Origin of the sequence: Kitasatospora sp. NPDC101183 (assembly GCF_044767945.1) — a bacterium.
Lineage (GTDB): Bacteria > Actinomycetota > Actinomycetes > Streptomycetales > Streptomycetaceae > Kitasatospora.
Window position 1 is genome coordinate 166,584 of record NZ_JBIWOW010000017.1, and the last position, 17,702, is coordinate 184,285.

A 17,702-nucleotide genomic window follows, 5' to 3' on the forward strand; every position below is an offset into this window, starting at 1 on the left:
GCGAAGCCCTAGTCGAGGGGACCGCCCGCGACGTAGATCACCTGGCCGGAGACGAAGCCGGCGCCCTCGCCGGCCAGGAAGGAGATGGTGTGGGCCACGTCCTCAGGCAGACCGACCCGCTGGACCGGGATCTGCGAGGCCGCGGCCCGCTTGAAGTCTTCGAAGTCCATGCCGACGCGGGCGGCGGTGGCGGCCGTCATGTCCGTGGCGATGAAGCCGGGGGCGACGGCGTTGGCGGTGACGCCGAACTTGCCCAGCTCGATGGCCAAAGTCTTGGTGAAGCCCTGGAGGCCCGCCTTGGCGGCCGAGTAGTTGGCCTGGCCGCGGTTGCCCTGGGCCGAGGAGGAGGACAGGTTGACGATGCGGCCGAAACCGGCGTCCACCATGTACTTCTGGACCGCGCGGGTCATCAGGAAGGCGCCGCGCAGGTGGACGTTCATGACCGTGTCCCAGTCGGACTCGGACATCTTGAAGAGCAGGTTGTCGCGCAGCACGCCCGCGTTGTTGACCAGGACCACGGGGGCGCCCAGCTCGGCGGCGATCCGGTCGACGGCGGCCTGGACCTGCCCGGCGTCCGAGACGTCGGCGCCGACCGCCAGGGCCCGGCCGCCGGCGGCGGTGATCCGGTCGACGGTGTCCTCGCACGCGGCCTCGTCCAGGTCCAGCACGGCGACGGCGTAGCCGTCCCCGGCCAGGCGGACGGCGGTGGCGGCGCCGAGGCCGCGGGCGGCGCCGGTGACGACGGCGACCCGGGGGGCGGTGCTCTGGTCGGTCATGCTCGCTCTCGTCTCTCTCGGGGTTGCCCCCGGGGGAGCCCCCGGGGAGGGTGGGCACACACTACCGGCGGGTAGGGAGGGCGGCCAGGGCGGAGAGACCCGGGTGACGGTCGGTAAGGACCGACCGGTCGGCTTTCTGCTGAATCCGGGTTACCGGGGGCGGGTCGGAGCGCGTAAATATGCCAATGTTGCCGAACCTGCGTCTACTATCCGCCCCTGCCTGCCAGCAAGGCCCTGCCGTTTGTATAGTGTCCGCCAGCAGCCACCGGCTGCACGGCTGGAGCGCCCTCCCTCATAGCTGGACGCCCACTCGCCGTAACTGCCCCACCCGGGTGTCCCACACACACCGGGTGTGACATCGGGACGGATACATGGTGCTGGGGGAGATCCCGACAACCCGTGTGTCCGCGCGACTGCAGCAGTCGCCCGGACACCTCATTCGTGTTGCGCAACAGGTCCACACGCGGTTGTGGACCGAGCACGTCGGAGCCGATCTCACGGCTCCGCAGTTCGCCGTGCTGCTGGTGCTCGCCCTGGAACCGGGCGCGGACCAGCGGACCGTCGGCGAGCGGGCCTCGCTCGACAAGGCGACGATGGCCGAGATGGTCGCGCGGCTGGTCAGGCGCGGTCTGGTGCTGCGCAGACGAGACCCGGCCGACGGCCGGCGCAAACTGCTCGCTCTCTCGCAGAGCGGCGCCCAGGCGGTGCGCGAGGCCACCGGTGGTGTGGTCCGCGTGCAGCGCGTCCTGTTCGAACCGCTGACGGCGGAGGAGCAGGTCGAGATCGTGCGGGTGATGGCCAAGATAGCCAGGCTTGAGCCCGCCGCGGTCGCCGTCTTCACGGACGCGCGGCCGATACTGGACGCCCAGCGGGCGATCGGCTACCTCATCAGGGTCGGTCAGCAGGTGCACACCAAGCTCTGGTCCGAGCACGTCGGGGCCGAGCTGACCGCGCCGCAGTACGCGGTGCTGGACGCCCTGGAACAGGAACCGGGCGCCGACCAGCGCACGGTCGGCGAGCTGGCCTCGCTGGACAAGGCCACCATGGCCGAGATGGTCAGCCGGCTGGTGCGCCGCGGTCTGGTGCAGCGCCGGCGCGACCCCTCGGACGGGCGGCGCAACCTGCTCTCGCTCTCACCGGCGGGCCAGGACCTGCTCCACCGCTCGGCCGCCGGTGTGGCCGAGGTCCAGCGGCTGCTGCTCGCACCGCTGGACGAGGAGGAGCACGAGGCGGCGATGGCCCTGGTCGCCAAGGCGGCCAGACTGTAGCGGCCGCCGCTGAAATCACAGCCAAAACGATTCGCCAACTCCGTGAAGGGTTCTGATCGTTCGGAACTCCTTCGCGGACGGCGGTGGCGGCTGGGGCGACCACGGGTGTCGTTCGGCCGTCGTGACGCGATCACGGCGGCCCGCGGCGCACCGGGGAGGCTGTGAATACCGAAAGACCGCCCGCCCCCTCCGACGAGGGGGCGGGCGGTCTTTTCCGCTTTTCCCGCTTTTCCGCGGGACGGCGCGCGGTCAGGGCCGGCCGGGGCGGCGGCCGGCCCGGTCCGGCGTCAGTTCCAGTCGAAGACCTGCGGGTCCGGGCCGATCCGGGTGCCGGTGGCCACGCCCGCGATCGCGGCGAGGTCCTCGGCGTCCAGCTCGAAGCCGGCCACGTCCAGGTTCTCGCGGATGCGCGAGGGGGTGACGGACTTCGGGATGGCGATCACGCCGCTCTGCAGGTGCCAGCGCAGCACCACCTGGGCGACGCTGCGGCCGTGCTTCTCGGCGACCTTCACCAGCGCCGGCTCGGCCAGCAGCTCGCCGCCCTGGCCCAGCGGGCTCCACGCCTCGGTGGCGATGCCGTGCTCGGCGTGGAAGGCGCGCAGCTCCTCCTGCGGGAAGTACGGGTGCAGCTCGATCTGGTTCAGGACCGGGACGACGGAGGACTCGTCGAGCAGGCGGGTCAGCTGCTCGGGGCCGAAGTTGGAGACGCCGATCGAGGTGGCCCGGCCGTCCGCCTTGATCTGCTCCAGGGCCTTCCAGACGTTCGCGAAGGTGCCGTGGGCCGGGCGCGGCCAGTGGATCAGGTAGAGGTCGACGTGGTCGAGGCCGAGCTTCTCCAGCGAGGCGTCGAACTCGCGCAGCACCGCGTCGCGGCCCTGCTCGCCGGACCAGTCGCGGGTGCCGGAGTTCCAGAGCTTGGTGGTGACGTACAGGTCGCCGCGGGAGACGGTGCCGTTCGCCAGGGCCTCGGCGATGGCGCGGCCCGTGCCGGTCTCGTTCTCGTAGATCGCGGCGGTGTCGATCGAGCGGTAGCCCGCCTCGATCGCGGTGCGGACGGCGGCGGTGGCCTCGTCGTCCGCGACCTGCCACACGCCGAAGCCGAGCTGCGGGATGAGGGCGCCGTCGTTGAGGGTGATGCCGGGGATGGTGCTCACGAGGAAGCAGTGCCCTTCTGGGGTGCGTGTTCAGGGGTCCTGTCGGCGGGGCCCGCGCGCGGGGGTGCGCGGGATGCCCGTGGGGGCAAACCGGCCCTCGGTCCGGTTTGTTCCCGCCGTTCGAGCGAATCTGTTCGGGTTCTTCCGGGTTCCCCAGGGGCTTGACCTGCGCATGAGGAGAAGCCTCCCGGAGGCCTGACGCGGCGGCGGAACCGCCGGTGCGGGGCTGGTGGGGCGGAAGTGCTGTGTGGGTTTGGTGTCGATGGCTGGGAAAAAGCCCTTGCACTGATCACAATGCGGTTGGCAGGCTCGCGGTCATGGCCGCCTGAGATCCGGGCCCCTCGCGCCCTGCCCATGCTCACCCGGTGCCCCACCCCGGGATCGATGACGTGCGCCCCGACGCGCCCACGCGTCCGGCCGCCGTCCTCCGCTCTTCCCCTCCAGAGCTCCCGTACGTCCGAAACTTCCGCATCGGAGTGTCATGTTGCTCACCCCTCTGCCCCCGGCCGATCCCGGCCCGCCCGACCTGGGCTCACCCGAGGGCTTCCTGCGCCGGATCAGGCGCGACCAGAGGCGCGGCCAGGTGCTCGCCACCTGCTGGGCGCTGCTGGAGATGGGCGGCCGGGCCGCGCTGCCCCTGCCGCTCGGGCTCGGCGTCCAGGCCGCCGTCGAGGGCGACGCGGGCGGGATCTGGCGGGCCGCCGCGCTCGTGCTGCTGCTGGCCGCCCTGTCCTCCGCCGGAGCCGTCCTGCTGCACCGTCAGGCGATCTGGAACTGGATCCAGGCCGCTTGCCAGGTACGACAGTTGGTCGCCCGCAAGGCCGCCGTCCTCGGGTCCGGGCTCGCCCGCAGGGTCGCCACCGGGGAGGTGGTCGCCGTCGGCGGCGGGGACGTCGAGCGGATCGCCTGGTACGTCGAGCTGATCGCCCGCGTCCGGGGCGCGGTGATCACCTGGCTGGCCGTCAGCGCGGCCGTGATCGCCGTCCAACCCGGCCTGGGCGTCTGGGTGTTGCTCGGGGTGCCGGTGCTGTCCGTCTCGATGTGGCCGCTGGTCGGCCCCTTCGAGCGGCGCTACGAGCGCCAGCGCGCCTTCGGCGGGAAGGCCACCGAGCTGGCCGCCGACACCGTGGCCGGGCTGCGGGTGCTGCGCGGCATCGGCGGGGAGGAGCTGTTCCTCCAGCGCTACCGCGCCGCCTCGCAGGAGGTGCGCGCCGCGGCCGTCCGCTCCGCCCGGGTGCAGTCCCTGATGCAGGCTCAGCAGGTGCTGCTGCCGGGCCTGTTCGTCGTCGGCGTCACCTGGTACGGCGCCCGGCTCGTCGCCTCCGGGGAGCTGCCCGTGAGCACCCTGATCGCCGTCTACGGCGCCACCGCCTACCTCGCGGCGCCGCTGCGCGTCCTCGGCGAGGCCGCGCACGCCTGGAGCGTGGCCCGGGTCTCCGCCGGGCGGACGGTGCGGGTGCTCTCGCTCCGGCGCACCGACGCCCCCGGCGACGCCGCGCTGATACGGCCCGAGAAGGGCGACCTGCACGACCCGGAGACCGGACTCACCGCCCGCGCGGGGGAGTTGACCGCCGTGGTGTGCGGGGACCCGGACTTCGCCGGGGCCCTCGCCGAGCGCCTCGGCGGGCACGTCCCCGCGGCCGACGGCGAGGCGCCGCGCCCGTCCGTACGCCTCGGCGGGACGGACCTGGACGCGGTGCCGCTCGCCGAGGCCCGGGAGGCGGTGCTGGTGCAGGACAAGGAGCCGGTGCTGCTCTCCGGCACCCTGGCCGAGCTGTTCGACGTCCCCTCCTCGGGCCGGGTGCCGGTGGCCGAGGCGCTGGCCGCCGCCCGCTGCGACGACGTGCTGCACGCCCTGGCGTCCGGCTCCCCGGGCGCGGACGGCGACGTGATGGGCGCCAGGATCACCGAGCGCGGGCGCTCGCTCTCGGGCGGCCAGCGCCAGCGCCTGGCGCTGGCCCGCTCGGTGCTCGCCGACCCGCCCGTGCTCGTCCTGGACGAGCCGACCAGCGCGGTGGACGCGCACACCGAGTCCCGGATCGCGGCCGGGCTGCGGGACGTCAGGGCCGGGCGCACCACCGTGGTGTTCGCGACCAGCCCGCTGCTGCTCGACCGGGCGGACCGGGTGGTGCTGGTGCGCGGCGGCCGGGCCGTCGCCGCCGGGCGGCACGGGGAGCTGATGCGGGCCGAGCCCGCCTACCGGGCCGTCGTCGCCCGGGACGAGGAGCCGCTGCCGGTGAAGGAGCGGGTGTGAGGGCCGTGAACGCGTACCGGGCGACCGGAGACCGGAGGAGCACGTCATGAAGCCGCCCCTGAGGCACGACCAGGAGCCGGCCACCACCCTGCCGGTCGGCTCCCCGGCCGCCGTGCGCCGGTACCTGCGGGTGCTGGCGCGGCGCCACCGGGGCGGGTTCTCCGCCGTGGTGGGGCTGCACTCGGTCGCCACCCTGGCCGGGCTCGTCGGGCCGTGGGTGCTCGGCACGCTCGTCGAGTCCCTGGCCGCCGGGACCACCGAAGCCGCCGTCACCTCGGCCGTCGGCTGGTACCTGGCGGCGCTGATCGTGCAGGCCGCGTTCACCGGCTGGTCGCGCATGCGCAGCGCCGTCCTCGGCGAGCAGGTCCTCGCCGACCTGCGCGAGGACTTCCTGGTGCGCTCCGTCACGCTGCCCACCGGCGTGCTGGAGCGGGCCGGCACCGGGGACCTCGTCTCCCGGGGCACCACCGACATCGACCGGCTGGACAAGTCCGTCCGCGAGGCGCTGCCCGAACTCGCCGTAGCCCTGGTGTCGTTGATGCTCCTGATCGGCGCGCTGCTGGTCACCGCGCCGCCGCTCGCGCTCACCGCGCTCACCGGCATGCCGCTGCTCGTCCTCGGTTGCCGCTGGTACTTCCGGCGGGCGCCGCAGTCCTACCGCAACGAGTCGGCCGCGCACGCCGAGGTCAGCAACGTGCTGGCCGAGACGGTGGACGCCGGGCGCACGGTCGAGGCGCTGCGCCTGGGCGGGCAGCGCGTGCGGCTGGCGGACCGCAGGCTGGGCGAGTGGGTCGCCTGGGAGCGGTACACGCTGTGGCTGCGCTCGGTCTGGTTCCCGAGCATCGACGCGGTCTACGCCTCGGCGCTGCTGGCCACCCTCGTGGTGGGCGGGCTGCTCGCCCTGCGCGGCTGGATCACCGTGGGCCAGCTGACCTCGGGCGTGCTCTACACGCAGATGCTGGTCGGCCCGGTGGACCTGATCCTGCGCTGGTACGACGAGCTGCAGGTCGGCCAGGCCTCGCTGGCCCGGCTGGTCGGCGTCCAGGAGGTGCCCGGCCACGAGGGGGACGAGAGCGCCCGCCCCGACGGCCGCCGGGTCGAGGCCCGGGACGTGCGGTTCGGCTACCGCGAGGGCGTCGACGTGCTGCACGGGATCACCCTGGACGTCGCGCCGGGCAGTCGCGTCGCCCTGGTCGGGCCGTCCGGGGCGGGCAAGTCCACCCTGGGCCGGCTGCTGGCGGGGATCTACGCCCCCGGCCGGGGAAGCGTGACGCTCGGCGGCGCGGCGCTGGCCCGGATGCCGGCCGAGCGGGTGCGCGCCGAGGTCGCCCTCGTCAACCAGGAGCACCACGTCTTCGTCGGCACCCTGCGGGACAACCTGCGCCTGGCCGCGCCGGGGGCCGACGACGCCGAGTTGCGCGCCGCGCTGGAGGCGGTGGACGCCGGGGAGTGGGCGGACGCGCTGCCGCAGGGGCTGGACACCGAGGTCGGCTCCGGGGGAACCGCGCTGACGCCGCCGCAGGCGCAGCAGCTCGCCCTGGCCCGGCTGGTGCTGGCCGACCCGCACACCCTGGTGCTGGACGAGGCCACCTCGCTGCTGGACCCGAGCGCCGCCCGGCGCATGGAGCGCTCGCTCTCCAAGGTCCTGGAGGGCCGCACCGTCATCGCCATCGCGCACCGGCTGCACACCGCGCACGACGCGGACGTGATCGCGGTGGTCGAGGGCGGGCGGATCAGCGAGTACGGCAGCCACGCGGAGCTGGTCGCGGCCGGCGGCCCGTACGCGGCGCTGTGGCGCTCCTGGAGGGACGAACGGTAGGGCCCGCAGGCACGGAGTTCAAACCCGCACGGGGTCGGATTGCCCCGTGCGGGTTACTCCTTGGCCCGCTCGGGCGCGTAACCGGGCAAAACCTCCGCAAGGCCCGCAGACTGCTCCGGTGACCAAGATTTCAGACGGCTCGTCCGGCTCCCAGCGCAGCGAGATCGGCGGCATCCCCACCCGGTGGATCGGGATCGGCGTGATCGTGATCCTCGCCGTGTGGTTCCTGTTCGCCAACCTCGACAAGGTGAAGATCCAGTTCTGGGTGTTCACCGTCACCGCGCCGCTGTGGATCGCGCTGCTGGCCACGCTGCTGGCCGGCGCCGCGCTGGGCTGGCTGCTGAAGGGGCGGCGCAACCGGTGACCGCCGCCCCCGGGCCGGCGGCGGCCGGCGCCTCCTCCTTCACGCCGCTGATCGAACTGCGCGGCGTCAACAAGCACTTCGGGGACCTGCACGTGCTGCAGGACATCGAGCTGACCGTCGGCCGCGGCGAGGTCGTCGTCGTGATCGGCCCCTCCGGCTCCGGCAAGTCCACGCTGTGCCGGGCGATCAACCGGCTGGAGCCGATCGAGCGGGGCGTCATCCTGATCGACGGCGAGCCGCTGCCCGCGGAGGGCAAGGGGCTGGCGAGGCTGCGGGCCGAGGTCGGCATGGTGTTCCAGTCCTTCAACCTGTTCGCGCACAAGACCGTGCTGCAGAACGTCTCGCTCGCCCAGACCAAGGTGCGCGGGCGCGGGAAGGCGGAGGCGGACGCCAAGTCCCGCGCCCTGCTGGAGCGCGTCGGCCTCGCCTCGCAGGCGGACAAGTACCCGGCGCAGCTGTCCGGCGGGCAGCAGCAGCGGGTGGCGATCGCCCGGGCGCTGGCGATGGACCCCAAGGCGCTGCTGTTCGACGAGCCCACCTCGGCCCTCGACCCCGAGATGATCACCGAGGTGCTGGACGTCATGCGCCAGCTCGCCCACGAGGGCATGACGATGGTGGTGGTGACCCACGAGATGGGCTTCGCCCGGGCCTCCGCGAACCGGGTGGTGTTCATGGCGGACGGCCGGATCGTCGAGGACCGCGCCCCCGAGGACTTCTTCAGCGCCCCGGAGAGCGAACGCGCCCGGGACTTCCTGTCCAAGATCCTGAAGCACTGAGGCGGGGGCCGTGAACCGTACGAGGACGCCCGCCGCGCCCGCCGCGCGCGCCCGCTCGCTGGCCGCCGCCCTGCTGGCCGCCGTCGCCGTCCTGGCGGCCGGCTGCGGCAAGGCGGGGACCCCGCCGCCCAAGGGCCCGCAGCCCAGCGCCCTGCCCAGCTACCAGGTCCAGGACGCCTCCCGGATCACCGGCTCCTCGACCCTGGACGCGGCGCGCGGCCGGGGCCACCTGGTGGTCGGCGCCAAGGAGGACCAGCCCTACCTGGGCCAGAAGAACCCGGCCACCGGGGTGTACTCCGGGTTCGACATCGAGATCGCCACGATGGTCGGCGCCTCGCTGGGCTTCCCGCCGGACAGGATCCAGTTCAAGACCATCGCCTCGGCCAACCGCGAGACCGCGCTGCAGAACGGCCAGGTGGACTACTACGTCGGCACGTACACCATCAACGACAACCGCAAGAAGCTGGTCGGCTTCGCCGGGCCGTACTTCGTCGCCGGGCAGTCGCTGCTGGTGCGCAAGAACGACAACAGCATCCACGGGCCGCAGGACCTGAACGGCAGGAAGGTCTGCTCGGCGGCCGGCTCCACGCCGTACCAGCGCATCCAGTCGCAGTACCCCAAGGCGCACCTGATCGGCTACGACACCTACTCGGCCTGCGTGGACAACCTGATCACCAACCAGGTCGACGCCGTCACCACGGACAACGCGATCCTGCTCGGCTACGCGGCCAAGGTGCCGGACGAACTCAAGGTGGTGGGCCCGCTGTTCTCCACCGAGCCGTACGGCATCGGCGTGCCGAAGAACGACACCGTGCTGCGCGGGGCGATCAACGACGCGCTGGCCGCGCACGAGCAGAACGGCGACTGGAAGAAGGCCTTCGACGCCACCCTCGGGTTGTCCGGGGAGCCGGCGCCCAACCCGCCGAAGATCGACCGGTACTGAGAGGGCCGCGCCGTGAAAACGCTGACCGACAACTGGTCGACCTACTGGGACGGCTTCCTCGGCACGCTCTCGCTCTTCGCGGTGAGCGGCGTGCTGTCGCTGGTGCTGGGCGTGCTGATCGCCGGGTTCCGGGTCTCTCCCGTGCGCCCGCTGAGGCTCTTCGGCACGGTGTGGGTGACGATCCTGCGCAACACCCCGCTGACCCTGCTGTTCTTCATCGTGGTGCTGGGCCTGCCCCGGTTCGACATCACGCTGCCCTTCTACACCTTCGCGGTGCTGGCGCTGGGCTGCTACACCTCGGCCTTCGTCTGCGAGGCGATGCGCGCGGGCATCAACACCGTGCCGGCCGGGCAGGGCGAGGCGGCCCGCAGCCTCGGCATGAACTTCGGGCAGACGATGGGCCTGGTGGTGCTGCCGCAGGCCTACCGCTCGGTCGTGGCGCCCATCGGCAGCGTGATGATCGCACTGGCGAAGAACACCGCGATCGCCGGCTCGTTCAGCGTCGTCGAACTGCTGGGCACCTACCGGACGATCAACGAGCTGGGCTACAGCATCGTCTGGACCTTCGTCTGGATCGCCGTCGGCTACCTGATCATCACCCTGGCCGTCAGCGCCGTCTTCAACCTGCTGGAACGACGAGTGGCGGTGTCCCGATGACGGTCGAATCCTCGGCCCTGTACGACATCCCCGGCCCCAAGGCGCTGGCCCGGCACCGGTTGTACGGCTCGATCGCGCTGCTGCTGATCGCGGCGCTGATCGGCTGGGTCGTCTACATGCTGTTCCACACCCACCAGTTCACGTACGCCAAGTGGGAGCCCTTCGAGTACCGGGGCGTCCAGGACCTGCTGCTGCGCGGGCTCGGCAACACCCTCCAGGCCTTCGGCTGGACGGTGCTGTTCGCGCTGCCCTTCGGCGCGCTGTTCGCGGCCGGGCGACTGTCCGACCACCGGGTGGTGCGCTGGTTCTCCACGCTGGTGGTGGAGTTCTTCCGGGCCATGCCGCTGCTGGTGATGATCTTCTTCGTGTTCGTGGCGCTCAAGGTGCAGCCGCTGTGGGCGCTGGTGGCCGGGCTGGTGCTCTACAACGGCTCGGTGCTGGCCGAGGTGTTCCGCGCGGGCGTGCTCGCGGTGCCCAAGGGGCAGCGGGAGGCCGCGTTCGCGCTGGGCATGCGCAAGACGCAGGTGATGGCGTACGTCCTGGTGCCGCAGGCCAACCGGGCGATGCTGCCGGCGATCATCAGCCAGCTGGTGGTGGCGCTCAAGGACACCTCGCTCGGATTCCTCATCACGTACGAGGAGTTCCTGCACGCGGGCAAGCTGATCGCCACCAACCTGGACTACGACCTGCCGTTCATCCCCGTGGTGATGGTGATCGCGCCGATCTACATCGGCATGTGCCTGGTGCTGTCCTTCCTCGCGCGGTGGGTGGAGCGGCGCAGCCGGCGCAGCCCGAGCATGCGGGGCGGGGCGCCGGTGGTGAAGGCGGGGGTGGCGATGGGGCTGCCGCCCTCGGCGCAGCGGTGAGGGCGGCGGTGAGGGCAGCGGTGAGGGCAGCGGGTCCCCCGGTTCGCGGCTGAACCATAGGTGCGGGTGGGGCCGGGGCTGCTGTCTCCAAATTCCTCTTATGATTGCGGGGATCGGAGGCAGACGACCGGGGCGGAGGGGCCATGGAGCCGGTGTTCGACTCGCGGCACATCAGGACGTTCCACGAGGTGGTGCGCGCCGGTTCGTACTCGGCCGCCGCCCGGGAGCTCGGCTACACCCAGCCCGCCATCACCCAGCAGATGAAGGCCCTCGAACGCACCGTCGGCGTGCCCCTGTTCACCCGCGCCGGGCGCGGGCTGCGGCTCACCGAGGCGGGCGAGGCCCTCTCCCGGCATGCCGAGCTCATCCTCGGCAGCCTCTCCGCCGCCCAGCAGCAGCTCGCCGCGCTCGCCCGGCTGCGCGCCGGGCGGGTGCGGGTGTGCGCCTTCCCCAGCGCCAACGCCACCCTGATACCCGAGGCCATGGCCCGGCTGCTCGCCGAGCACCCCGGGGTGCGCGTCGAACTGCTGGAGGCCGAACCGCCGGACTCCGTCCAGCGGCTGCTGCGCGGGGAGTGCGACATCGCGCTGGCCTTCCGCTACTCCGGGGCTCCGGCCGAGGTGCCGCCGGAGCTGGACGAGATCCCGCTCATGGAGGACCTGCTCACCGTGCTGCTCCCGGTCGGGCACCCGCTCGGGCGGCGGCACGCCGTACGGCTGGCGGACCTCGACGGCGAGCGGTGGATCGCGGGCTGCCCGCGCTGCCGGGCCAACCTGCTGCACGTCTGCGCGGAGGAGGGCTTCGCGCCGGACATCGTCTTCTCCACCGACGACAACCTCGCGGTGCAGAGCCTCGTCGCCGCCGGGGTCGGGATCGCGCTGATGCCCGCGCTGGTGCTCTCCTTCATGTGCCACCGCAAGGTCACCGGGCGGGCCGTCGAGCCGCACCTGCGGCGGCAGGTGAGCGCGTACGTGCTGCGCGAGCACCGGCGCATCCCCGCCACCGGGCTGGTGCTGGACCACCTGCGGCGGGCGGCGGCGAGCCGGGTCGGCTGCTAGACCTATAAGTTCCTGTAGGGGTATCGCTTAGGAACCCTCGTTGGACGTGATAGGTCGCTGGGGTCGAGCCTGCTGGCATGACACCCTCAGCGATCGTCGGCAGCGACCGGCTCACCGACCGGCTCACCGACCGGCTCACCGAGCGGATGACCGTGCTCATCGGCGAGATCCGCGCCGTGGTGGACCGCGGACTGCCGCCGGAACTCACCGCGTACCTCGTCGGCGAACGCCTGGCCCCGCACCTGCACGCCTCCGAGGACGGGCCGGACGCGCTGCTCACCCCCGCGCAGCGGGAGGGCGACTCCGAGCGCTACCGCCAGCACGTGCTGCACGCGCAGGAGGACGGGAGCTTCTCCGTCGTCGCGCTGGTGTGGCTGCCCGGGCAGCTGACGCCGATCCACGACCACGTCTCCTGGTGCGTGGCGGGCGTCCACCGGGGGCAGGAGAGCGAGACCCGCTACCGGCTGGTCTCCGACGGGCGCACCGCCCGGCTGGTCGAGACCGAGCACGTGGCGGGGCCCGCCGGGACGGTCGCGGCGTTCGCGCCGCCCGGGGACATCCACCTGGTGCGCAACGCCTGTTCCACCACGGCGATCTCGATCCACGTGTACGGGGCGGACGTCTCGCGGCTGGGGACGAGCATCCGGCGGGTGTACCGGATGCCGGCCGACGGTGTCGCCGCCGGCGTTGTCGACGGCATCGTTGACGGCGTTGTCGACGGTGGGGAGCTGTGAGGGGCGGCGTGGCGCTCACCGCTCCGGGGCGGCGCCTGGCCGGCGGCCGTACCCGTTCCCGGTTCCTGCCGCCGATGGGCGGGGACGTGCCCGGGCTGCTCCTCGCCGCGCTCGGCGTGGCGGCGGCCCTGGGCGTCCACGCCGTGGTGCCGGCCGTGCCCCGGCTCACCGCCGCCGTGCTGCTCGGCATGGCGGCGGCGCACCTGCCCGGGCTGCGCCCCGTCGTACGAGGGGTCGCCCGGCCGGGGCTGTCCATGGCGGGCAAGCGGCTGATGCGGCTCGGGATCGTGCTGCTCGGGCTCAAGCTCAGCCTCGGGGACGTGCTGGGGCTCGGCTGGGCGACCGTCGCCATGGTGCTCGCCGTCGTCACGGCGACCTTCGCGGGCACGCTCTGGCTCGGGCGGCGGCTCGGCCTGCCGGGGGACCAGCCGCTGCTCGTCGCCACCGGGTACTCGATCTGCGGGGCCTCGGCGATCGGCGCGGTCAGCCAGGCGGCGGGCAGCGACGAGGAGGACGTCGCGGCCTCCGTCGCGCTCGTCACGCTCTGCGGGACGCTGGCGATCGCCGTGCTGCCGCTGCTCCAGCACCCGCTGGGGCTGGGGGAGACGGAGTTCGGGCGGTGGGTCGGGGCGAGCGTGCACGACGTCGGGCAGGTGGTCGCCACCGCGCAGACCGGCGGGGCCGGGGCGCTGCGGGAGGCGGTGCTCGTCAAGCTCATGCGGGTGGTGCTGCTGGCGCCGCTGGTCGCGGGGGTGGCGGTGGCGGTGCGGCGGGGCGTGCTGGCTCGGCGGGGCGCGGACGGGGCCGAGGACGGTGCCGGGGCCGGGGAGGCGGCGAAGGGGAAGGCGGGGCGGCCGCCGATCGTGCCGCTGTTCGTGGCCGGGTTCCTGGCGATGATCGTGCTGCGGACCACCGGGGTGCTGCCCGAGCGGGCGCTGGGGCTGGCCGGGGACGCTCAGGAACTGCTGCTCGCCGCCGCGCTGTTTGGGCTCGGCAGCGCCGTGCACCTGCCGACCATGGCCCGGACGGGCGGGCGGATCGCGCTGCTGGGGCTCGGCTCCTGGGTGGTCGTCGCGGGCGTCTCGTACGCGGGGGTGCTGGTCACCGGCTGACGTTTCGGCCGGGGTGGCGGGGCTCCGCTATTGTCGGGCGGGAAACCGGTCGGGTGCGTCCTGCGTGTGGGGAGCGCCCGGTCGGGCCCTGCACCCGAGTTCGCCGAGGAAGACGGATGAGCACCGCACTGCCCGAACGGGACGGCCACACGGCCGTGGTCACCCTCGACCGGCGGGAGGGCCCGTACGGCGAGGTGGTGCTGCGGCAGCGCGGGCGGGACTACGAGATCATCGCCAACGGGTGCTTCCTGATGGACACGGCGGACGGCCGCTCCGAGCGCCTGCTGATCCAGGCCGCGCTGGACGAGCTGGACCGCACCGGCGGAGCCGAGGGGCCCTCCGTGCTGATCGGGGGCCTCGGCGTGGGCTTCTCGCTCGCGTACGCGGCCGCCGAGCCGCGCTGGGGGCGCATCGCCGTCGTCGAGCGCGAGACGGCGATCATCGAGTGGCACCGGGGCGGGCCGCTCGGCGCCTTCTCCGGCGGCGCGCTGGAGGACGCGCGGGTCGAGGTGCTGCACACCGACCTGCTGGAGTACCTGGCGGCGGCCGACGGCGAGCGCTACGACGCGCTGTGCCTGGACATCGACAACGGGCCGGACTGGACGGTCACCGAGTCCAACGACGGGCTGTACGGGGCCGACGGGCTCGCGGTGCTGTGGCACCGGCTGCGGGAGGGCGGGGTGCTGGCGGTGTGGAGCGCGCAGCCGTCCCCGGCCTTCGAGGAGGCGCTGCGGGCGGCGGGGTTCTCGGACGTGGTGACGCACGAGATCCCGGTCAGCCGGGGTGTGCCGGACGTCGTGCACCTGGCGCGGCGGGCGGGCTGAGGTGCGCCGACTGCGCTGTGCCGCATGATGGTTGGTGCCGTCAGGGCTGACGGGGGTGCGTGGTGACGGGCAGCGGATCGCCCTCCGAGCGGATCGCGGCCGAGCTTCGACGGCGCATCACCACGGGGGAGTTGGCGCCGGGGGCGCGAGTGCCGTCGACCCGGCTGATCACCCGGCAATGGGGTGTGGCGATGGCCACCGCGACCAAGGCGCTCACCCGGTTGCGGGAGGAGGGGCTGGTCCGGGCCGTTCCGGGGGTGGGGACGGTGGTGGCCGGGCCGGTGCGCCGTCCGGCCCCAACTGCCCCGGCGCGCAAGGACGTCGGCGGTGCCCGGCGGGCGGCCGGGGGGAGCGGCGGGGGCGGGGAGCTCGGGCGGGAGCGGATCGTCGAGGCGGCCGTACGGCTCGCGGACGAGGAGGGGCTGGCGGCGCTGTCGATGCGCCGGGTCGCGACCGAGTTGGGGGTGGCGACGATGTCGCTCTACCACCATGTGCCCGGCAAGGACGAGCTGTTGAGGCTGATGACGGGCGTCTGCTTCGCCGAACTGCCGCTTCCCGCCGCGCCGCCTCCGGGGCACTGGCGGGAGGGGCTGGAGGCCGTCGCGCGGCTCCAGTGGGCGATCTACCGGCGGCACCCGTGGCTGGCGTCCACGATGTCCTTCACCCGGCCGGTGATGGTCGTGGACGCGGCGATGCACACCGAGCGGTCGATGGCCGTGCTGGCGGGGCTGGGGCTGAGCGGGGAGGAGACGGCGCAGGCCGCCGTCGCCCAGGCCGCCTTCGTCTGCGGTCTGGCCGTCCACTTCGAGCGCGAGGCGCAGGAGGAGCAGGACAGCGGGATGTCGGCCGACGAGTGGATGGACGGGCAGCACGGGCACGAGGAGCACGTGCGGCTGATGACGGACGCGGAGCGGTTCCCGACGTTCGCGACCCTCCACCAGGGGCCGGAGATCGACATGAGCCTGGACGCGCTGTTCGAGTTCGGGCTGGCGCGGATGCTGGACGGGCTCGGCGTGATGATCGAAGGCCGGGCGGGCGGCTGACGGCGAACGGCGAACAGGATTCAGAGAACAGCGAACAGATAACAGCTGACAGATGATGAAATCTGTCAGCTGTTATCTGTTTTTCGTTCGCTGTTCTCTGTTCGCCGTTCGTTGTCCGCGGTCGCTCGGTCGCTCGGTCGCTCAGCCGAACGGCCGGTGCTCCGGCTCCCGCTCCGCCTCGGACTCACCCTCGGGCTCCGCGGCGGCGACCGGCGTCGGGAGGCTCTCGGGGGCGAAGGGGTTGAAGTCGGGCGGGGGGATCATGACCGGGGTGCCCTTGAGCGGCGGCGCGTCCTCGACGGCCTCCACGGCCTGCGCGACGGGCTCGGCCTGGGCCGGGATGAGCGGCGGGGCGGAGGGCGGCGGGGGGACGACCGGGGCGTCCGAGGCGATCGTGGTGCCGAACGGGTCGGGGCGCTGCGCGGCCGCCACCGTCGTGCCGAACGGGTCCGGCGCGGTGCTCGCCGTCGGGGCGGCGGGCTCCGCGGTGACCGGGGTGGGGAGGCTCTCGGGGGCGAAGGGGTTGAAGTCGGGCGGGGGGATCATGACCGGGGTGCCCTTGAGCGGCGGCGCGTCCTCGATGGCCTCGACGGCCTGCGCGACGGGCTCGGGCTTCTCGGGCTTCACCTCCTCCTCGGCGATCGGCGCGAAGGGGTTGAAGTCCACGGGCGGGATCTGCACGGGAGTGCCGTGCCGCTCCACCGGACGTTCTGCGGGCACCTCCACGACCGGGTCCGGCGCGGGTTCCCCGGCCGCCTCCACGGACACCGGCACGGGCGCAACGACCGGAGCCCCGGCCGCCAACTCCCCGTCCCAGCCGAACTGCACGCTCTTCAGCAGCTCCGCGAACGCCTCCGTGTACAGCTCCCAGTCCTCCGGCTGCGCCGTCGACAGCTGCACGCACAGCACCGTGCCGCCGTCCGGCAGCGGCACGAACGCCTGGACGGCCGAGGTGACCACCCAGCGCCGCTGCCCGTCGGCCGCCAGCGGCCCGGGCACCGGGACGGTCCGCCCCTCGACGAGGACGGCGGCCGGACCGGCCGGCAGCAGCACCGTCCACACCTCCGCGTGCCGCCGTACGGTGGCCAGTTCGGTGGCGAGCCCGGTGATCGGCAGCGGGTGTCGGGCGAGGGAGACGACGAGCGCCGCGTCCGAGCGGCGGCCCTCCGACTCCAGGGCGCAGACGCCCGCGTACACGGCGCCGGAGTCCCGCAGGGCGTCGGCCAGGGTGCCGGCGACCACGGCGAAGTCGCGGCGCACCTCGCTCCCGGCGGCGGCGAACAACTCGTCGGCCACCTCGGCCAGATGGCCCGCCAGCTCGTCCGCGGCGGCGAGCGCGGCCGGGTCGGCGCCGTCCGCCGCGGCCGGCTGCGCGGGCACCGTACGGGCGGTGACCCCGGCGGGCCCGCCGGGGGAGGTCAGAGGGTGGAAGCCGGGCGGGACGACGAGGCGGACCTCGGTGCCCGCGCCGGTGGGCAGTTCGACGGGCTGCCGCGTCTGCTGACCCGCCGCCAGCGCGGCCAGTGCCGGGGCGAAGGGCGGGCGCAGCTTGGCGTCCGCGAACTCGCCGTTGACGGGCAGGTGGAACAGCGCCGCCGAGATGGTGCCCCGGTCGGCGATGGCGCCGCGCACGGCCCCGCCGCCGTAGCGGGCGTGCAGCGCGGCGGTCACCCGGTCGGCGCTGCGGGCGCCGGTGCCCGGGCGGGCGGTGCCGGCGGTGACGACCGTGCCGAGCCCGCCGAGGGCGGTGTGCACCGGCCCGTTGGGCGCGAGCGGCAGCCCGAACAGGGCCTCGGCGTCGGGGTGTTCGGCCGCGCGCGGGGCGCTCAGCGAGGCCGCCGGGTGGCGCGTGACGTGGTCGTCGAAGAGGGCGTCGGTGAGCGTGCCGAGGGTCGCGCAGACCTGCTCGGCCGCGGCGAAGGGGTTGGCCTCCGCACTGAACTGGACGTCCTGGGTCACCTGGTGAGCCCCCCGCTCTGTTCCGTCGGCGTCGGTGGTTCGGTTATGTCGGGTGTGTCGGGCCCGTCGGTCCGGTCCCCGCCCGTTCCCCGCCC

At 73.7% G+C, this 17,702-nt stretch carries 16 protein-coding genes; 13 read left to right on the forward strand and 3 right to left on the reverse strand.

What is annotated here, in order from left to right; all coding sequences use genetic code 11:
• Positions 1 to 8: 8 nt before the first annotated feature.
• On the reverse strand, positions 9 to 776 hold the full coding sequence (gene fabG / locus ACIRRS_RS24565; protein ID WP_402974495.1) for a 3-oxoacyl-ACP reductase FabG: 768 nt from the start codon (positions 774 to 776) through the stop codon (positions 9 to 11).
• Between the two features lie 467 nt (positions 777 to 1,243).
• Between fabG and ACIRRS_RS24570 the strand changes: the two genes are divergently transcribed.
• Entirely contained in the window at positions 1,244 to 2,044 is an 801-nt protein-coding gene (locus ACIRRS_RS24570; protein WP_402974498.1) for a MarR family winged helix-turn-helix transcriptional regulator, read from the forward strand.
• Positions 2,045 to 2,331: 287 nt separating this feature from the next.
• Here the strand turns inward: ACIRRS_RS24570 and ACIRRS_RS24575 are convergent, their stop codons facing one another.
• Entirely contained in the window at positions 2,332 to 3,198 is an 867-nt protein-coding gene (locus tag ACIRRS_RS24575; protein WP_402974501.1) for an aldo/keto reductase, read from the reverse strand.
• A gap of 481 nt (positions 3,199 to 3,679) precedes the next feature.
• On the opposite strand from ACIRRS_RS24575, the gene ACIRRS_RS24580 reads away from it, so the two are divergent.
• The 12 genes from ACIRRS_RS24580 (at position 3,680) to ACIRRS_RS24635 (ending at position 15,648) form a co-directional block, all read left to right on the forward strand.
• Positions 3,680 to 5,452: an ABC transporter transmembrane domain-containing protein gene (locus tag ACIRRS_RS24580; RefSeq protein ID WP_402974503.1), complete on the forward strand. Its 1,773-nt coding sequence runs from the start codon at positions 3,680 to 3,682 to the stop codon at positions 5,450 to 5,452.
• Positions 5,453 to 5,498: 46 nt separating this feature from the next.
• Positions 5,499 to 7,271, forward strand: coding sequence for an ABC transporter ATP-binding protein (locus ACIRRS_RS24585; protein ID WP_402974506.1), 1,773 nt, complete (start codon positions 5,499 to 5,501; stop codon positions 7,269 to 7,271).
• 118 nt (positions 7,272 to 7,389) lie between these two features.
• The gene (locus ACIRRS_RS24590) at positions 7,390 to 7,635 is read left to right on the forward strand and encodes a lipopolysaccharide assembly protein LapA domain-containing protein (protein WP_402974509.1); all 246 of its coding nucleotides are present in this window, start codon (positions 7,390 to 7,392) and stop codon (positions 7,633 to 7,635) included.
• 47 nt (positions 7,636 to 7,682) lie between these two features.
• Entirely contained in the window at positions 7,683 to 8,411 is a 729-nt protein-coding gene (locus ACIRRS_RS24595; RefSeq protein WP_402974629.1) for an amino acid ABC transporter ATP-binding protein, read from the forward strand.
• A gap of 10 nt (positions 8,412 to 8,421) precedes the next feature.
• Positions 8,422 to 9,354 carry a glutamate ABC transporter substrate-binding protein gene (locus ACIRRS_RS24600; RefSeq protein ID WP_402974512.1) on the forward strand — a complete coding sequence of 311 codons (933 nt, stop codon included), beginning with the start codon at positions 8,422 to 8,424 and terminating at the stop codon, positions 9,352 to 9,354.
• Between the two features lie 12 nt (positions 9,355 to 9,366).
• Positions 9,367 to 10,011 carry an amino acid ABC transporter permease gene (locus ACIRRS_RS24605; RefSeq protein ID WP_402974515.1) on the forward strand — a complete coding sequence of 215 codons (645 nt, stop codon included), beginning with the start codon at positions 9,367 to 9,369 and terminating at the stop codon, positions 10,009 to 10,011.
• Positions 10,008 to 10,877 carry an amino acid ABC transporter permease gene (locus ACIRRS_RS24610; RefSeq protein ID WP_402974517.1) on the forward strand — a complete coding sequence of 290 codons (870 nt, stop codon included), beginning with the start codon at positions 10,008 to 10,010 and terminating at the stop codon, positions 10,875 to 10,877. Before ACIRRS_RS24605 ends, ACIRRS_RS24610 begins: the two co-directional genes overlap by 4 nt.
• Positions 10,878 to 11,029: 152 nt before the next feature.
• Entirely contained in the window at positions 11,030 to 11,935 is a 906-nt protein-coding gene (locus ACIRRS_RS24615) for a LysR family transcriptional regulator (protein WP_402974632.1), read from the forward strand.
• Between the two features lie 77 nt (positions 11,936 to 12,012).
• Complete coding sequence (locus ACIRRS_RS24620; protein ID WP_402974520.1) at positions 12,013 to 12,669, forward strand: cysteine dioxygenase; 657 nt, start codon at positions 12,013 to 12,015, stop codon at positions 12,667 to 12,669.
• 74 nt (positions 12,670 to 12,743) lie between these two features.
• Entirely contained in the window at positions 12,744 to 13,781 is a 1,038-nt protein-coding gene (locus tag ACIRRS_RS24625) for a YeiH family protein (protein ID WP_402974635.1), read from the forward strand.
• A gap of 116 nt (positions 13,782 to 13,897) precedes the next feature.
• Entirely contained in the window at positions 13,898 to 14,605 is a 708-nt protein-coding gene (locus ACIRRS_RS24630; protein WP_402974522.1) for a spermidine synthase, read from the forward strand.
• A 62-nt stretch (positions 14,606 to 14,667) separates the two neighbouring features.
• The gene (locus ACIRRS_RS24635; protein ID WP_402974525.1) at positions 14,668 to 15,648 is read left to right on the forward strand and encodes a TetR/AcrR family transcriptional regulator C-terminal domain-containing protein; all 981 of its coding nucleotides are present in this window, start codon (positions 14,668 to 14,670) and stop codon (positions 15,646 to 15,648) included.
• A gap of 141 nt (positions 15,649 to 15,789) precedes the next feature.
• Here the strand turns inward: ACIRRS_RS24635 and ACIRRS_RS24640 are convergent, their stop codons facing one another.
• Entirely contained in the window at positions 15,790 to 17,607 is a 1,818-nt protein-coding gene (locus ACIRRS_RS24640; protein ID WP_402974528.1) for a hypothetical protein, read from the reverse strand.
• Positions 17,608 to 17,702 lie beyond the last annotated feature (95 nt).

Bases quoted from the DNA above. Each gene is read 5' to 3' on its own strand.
- fabG (WP_402974495.1), bottom strand. From the start codon at position 776: ATGACCGACCAGAGCACCGCCCCCCGGGTCGCCGTCGTCACCGGCGCC.
- ACIRRS_RS24580 (WP_402974503.1), top strand. From the start codon at position 3,680: ATGTTGCTCACCCCTCTGCCCCCGGCCGATCCCGGCCCGCCCGACCTG.
- ACIRRS_RS24585 (WP_402974506.1), top strand. From the start codon at position 5,499: ATGAAGCCGCCCCTGAGGCACGACCAGGAGCCGGCCACCACCCTGCCG.
- ACIRRS_RS24610 (WP_402974517.1), top strand. From the start codon at position 10,008: ATGACGGTCGAATCCTCGGCCCTGTACGACATCCCCGGCCCCAAGGCG.
- ACIRRS_RS24620 (WP_402974520.1), top strand. From the start codon at position 12,013: ATGACACCCTCAGCGATCGTCGGCAGCGACCGGCTCACCGACCGGCTC.
- ACIRRS_RS24625 (WP_402974635.1), top strand. From the start codon at position 12,744: ATGGGCGGGGACGTGCCCGGGCTGCTCCTCGCCGCGCTCGGCGTGGCG.
- ACIRRS_RS24630 (WP_402974522.1), top strand. From the start codon at position 13,898: ATGAGCACCGCACTGCCCGAACGGGACGGCCACACGGCCGTGGTCACC.